Origin of the sequence: Rubellimicrobium sp. CFH 75288 (assembly GCF_009904055.1) — a bacterium.
GTDB lineage: Bacteria > Pseudomonadota > Alphaproteobacteria > Rhodobacterales > Rhodobacteraceae > Rubellimicrobium.
This window is the reverse complement of the sequence record NZ_WYDP01000040.1, coordinates 1-4,009: the sequence shown is the minus strand read 5'-3', so window position 1 is coordinate 4,009 and position 4,009 is coordinate 1. Positions and strand designations below refer to the sequence as shown.

2 tRNA genes and 3 rRNA genes are annotated in these 4,009 nt (G+C 60.6%); all 5 read left to right on the top strand.

Annotation, left to right across the window (positions count from 1 at the left end):
- Window positions 1–216 (top strand): 16S ribosomal RNA (locus tag GT358_RS16205); the annotation flags it as partial.
- 135 nt (window positions 217–351) lie between these two features.
- A tRNA-Ile gene (locus tag GT358_RS16200) sits at window positions 352–428 on the top strand.
- A 15-nt stretch (window positions 429–443) separates the two neighbouring features.
- A tRNA-Ala gene (locus GT358_RS16195) sits at window positions 444–519 on the top strand.
- Window positions 520–867: 348 nt separating this feature from the next.
- Window positions 868–3,718 (top strand): 23S ribosomal RNA (locus tag GT358_RS16190).
- Between the two features lie 87 nt (window positions 3,719–3,805).
- Window positions 3,806–3,920, top strand: a 5S ribosomal RNA gene (gene rrf, locus GT358_RS16185).
- Window positions 3,921–4,009: the final 89 nt, after the last annotated feature.

The following is a 4,009-nucleotide window of genomic DNA, read 5'->3' as shown; positions in this document are numbered from 1 at the left end:
GAAGTCGGAATCGCTAGTAATCGCGTAACAGCATGACGCGGTGAATACGTTCCCGGGCCTTGTACACACCGCCCGTCACACCATGGGAGTTGGGTTGACCCGAAGACGGTGCGCCGACCTGGCAACAGGGGGCAGCCGGCCACGGTCAGTTCAGCGACTGGGGTGAAGTCGTAACAAGGTAGCCGTAGGGGAACCTGCGGCTGGATCACCTCCTTTCTAGGGATGTCTCCGGCAGCTTCGGCTCCGGGGCGACCTGGCAGCCTGGGGTTTGGCTCCGGGCTTGGGGCGAGGCCGCCCTCTTATCCCCTCAAGGTGCGCGAGAGCATGGCGGGTGGCCGACCCGTCTTGGGCGGGTCGGTAGCTCAGGTGGTTAGAGCGTACGCCTGATAAGCGTAAGGTCGGAGGTTCGAGTCCTCCTCGACCCACCACCCTGTCCCTTGTTGGGGGCCTTAGCTCAGCTGGGAGAGCACCTGCTTTGCAAGCAGGGGGTCGGGGGTTCGATCCCCCCAGGCTCCACCAGGGCTTGCGTCTGGACCGGACCGGACAGGACCGTTGGGTCTTGTCCCGTCCGATCGGATCGGGCGGTTTGACATCGTGAAGAGAGAGAAGCATCAGGACCGCTGGTCTGCCCGAGTGGGGGTGGGCTTGGGGTTGTCTCCTGTGGAGGGGGCGATCCGGTTGGGCGGTTCTGTATCCAAGTCAAGTACACTAACCGCGGCCCTGCGTTGTCCCTTTGGGATGGGGTGGGGCTGCTGATGTATGACTTCCGACCGGAGCCCCGTGCGAGCTGGATGGCCGTGCGGTGGGGACCTGGGGGGGCGAGGCAAGAGGCGCTCCCTGTTTGTGGGTCTGTGGGTCTCTGGGTCGGATCAAGCGCGAGAAGGGCGTTTGGTGGATGCCTTGGCAGCAAGAGGCGATGAAGGACGTGATACCCTGCGATAAGCTCTGGGGAGCCGGGAATAGGCTTTGATCCAGGGATTTCCGAATGGGGCAACCCCCCTGACACTCCCTTGCTGTCTGCTCTTGGCAGACAGCAGGAGGGTGGCCCAGGGATCTTGTGACTGAATCCATAGGTTACAAGAGGCGAACCCGGGGAACTGAAACATCTCAGTACCCGGAGGAAAGGACATCAACAGAGACTCCGTGAGTAGTGGCGAGCGAAAGCGGACCAGCCGAGCACCGAAGAGGGACCGGAACCGTCTGGAAAGTCGGGCCGGAGCGGGTGACAGCCCCGTACGGGAACCTCCAGGTGACGCATCAAGTAGGGCGGGACACGTGAAATCCTGTCTGAAGATCGGGGGACCACCCTCGAAGGCTAAGTACTCCTTGCTGACCGATAGCGAACCAGTACCGTGAGGGAAAGGTGAAAAGCACCCCGACGAGGGGAGTGAAACAGTTCCTGAAACCGGACGCCTACAATCAGTCGGAGCCTCCCATGTCCTTCGGGACGGGCGGGGTGACGGCGTACCTTTTGTATAATGGGTCATCGACTTGGTCTCACGAGCGAGCTTAAGCCGGTAGGCGGAGGCGGAGCGAAAGCGAGTCTGAACAGGGCGTTCAGTTCGTGGGATCAGACCCGAAACCGAGTGATCTAGCCATGGCCAGGCTGAAGGCTGGGTAACACCAGCTGGAGGGCCGAACCCACACCTGTTGAAAAAGGTCGGGATGAGCTGTGGCTAGGGGTGAAAGGCTAATCAAACTCGGAGATAGCTGGTTCTCTGCGAAAGCTATTTAGGTAGCGCGTCAGGTGAATGCCCGCGGGGGTAGAGCACTGGATGGGTGATGGGGGCCCACAGCCTTACTGAGCCTAACCAAACTCCGAATACCGTGGAGCACTGCCTGGCAGACAGACGGCGGGTGCTAACGTCCGTCGTCGAGAGGGAAACAACCCTGACCTCCAGCTAAGGCCCCCAAGTCACGGCTAAGTGGGAAAGCAGGTGGGACGACCAAAACAACCAGGAGGTTGGCTTAGAAGCAGCCATCCTTTAAAGATAGCGTAACAGCTCACTGGTCTAGACAAGTTGTCCTGCGGCGAAGATGTAACGGGGCTCAAGCCGTGCGCCGAAGCTGAGGGTGCATCGCAAGATGCGCGGTAGCAGAGCGTGGTGTGACATCGTCTTTGTCCTTTTGTGCGGGTTTGGTCCCGTGCCGGAGGGTCGAGGCGTTCTGTGAAGCCCGGGCGTGAGCCATCGGGTGGAGAGATCACCAGCGAGAATGATGACATGAGTAGCGACAAAGGGGGTGAGAGACCCCCTCGCCGAAAGCCCAAGGGTTCCTGCTTAAAGCTAATCTGAGCAGGGTGAGCCGACCCCTAAGGCGAGGCCGAGAGGCGTAGCCGATGGGAATCCGGTGAATAATCCGGAGCCAGGAGGATGTGACGGATCGCGGGTGTTGTTGTCCCTTATCGGATTGGGGCGGCGGCTGAGCGGTTCCTGGAAATAGCCCTCCATCAGATCGTACCCGAAACCGACACAGGTGGGCTGGTAGAGCATACCAAGGCGCTTGAGAGAACGACGTCGAAGGAACTCGGCAAAATGCCTCCGTAAGTTCGCGAGAAGGAGGCCCCGTTCCTGGGCAACCAGGGGCGGGGGGCACAGAAATGGGGGTGGCGACTGTTTACTAAAAACACAGGGCTGTGCGAAGCCGCAAGGCGACGTATACAGTCTGACGCCTGCCCGGTGCCGGAAGGTTAAAAGGAGGGGTGCAAGCTCCGAATTGAAGCCCCGGTAAACGGCGGCCGTAACTATAACGGTCCTAAGGTAGCGAAATTCCTTGTCGGGTAAGTTCCGACCTGCACGAATGGCGTAACGACTTCCCCGCTGTCTCCGACGTCGGCTCAGCGAAATTGAACTGCCCGTGAAGATGCGGGCTCCCCGCGGTTAGACGGAAAGACCCCATGAACCTTTACTCTAGCTTCGCACTGGCACCAGGACTGCGATGTGCAGGATAGGCGGTAGGCTTTGAAGCGGGGGCGCCAGCCCTCGTGGAGCCGTCCTTGAGATACCGCCCTTCGTCGTCTTGGTGTCTAACCGCGGCCCGTGATCCGGGTCCGGGACCCTGCGTGGTGGGGAGTTTGACTGGGGCGGTCGCCTCCCAAACAGTAACGGAGGCGCGCGATGGTGGGCTCAGGGCGGTCGGAAATCGCCCGTTGAGTGCAATGGCAGAAGCCCGCCTGACTGCGAGACTGACGCGTCGAGCAGAGTCGAAAGACGGCCATAGTGATCCGGTGGTCCCGCGTGGAAGGGCCATCGCTCAACGAATAAAAGGTACTCTGGGGATAACAGGCTGATACTGCCCAAGAGTCCATATCGACGGCAGTGTTTGGCACCTCGATGTCGGCTCATCTCATCCTGGGGCTGGAGCAGGTCCCAAGGGTATGGCTGTTCGCCATTTAAAGAGGTACGTGAGCTGGGTTTAGAACGTCGTGAGACAGTTCGGTCCCTATCTTCCGTGGGTGCAGGAGACTTGAGAGGAGTTGCCCCTAGTACGAGAGGACCGGGGTGAACGCACCACTGGTGGACCGGTTGTGGCGCCAGCCGCAGCGCCGGGTGGCTATGTGCGGACGGGATAACCGCTGAAGGCATCTAAGCGGGAAGCCCCCCTCGAAACCAGGTCTCCCTATCAGGACCGTGGCAGACCACCACGTCGATAGGCCGGAGATGCAAGCGCGGCAACGCGTTCAGTTGACCGGTACTAATCGTCCGATTGGCTTGATCCGACCCGGTGACGGACAGATCTCGTCCCCGAACCGGAAGCCATACATCCGACGCGGATACAGGATGCTTCCCGAGGGGTTCTGATCCGGTCTGGTGGCCACAGCCTGCGCGAAACACCCGATCCCATCCCGAACTCGGCCGTTAAGCGCGCAAGCGCCGATGGTACTGCGTCCCAAGACGCGGGAGAGTAGGTTACCGCCAGACCTGACCAGAACCCCTCCTCTCTTCATCACACCCTGACGCGGGGTGGAGCAGCCCGGTAGCTCGTCAGGCTCATAACCTGAAGGCCGCAG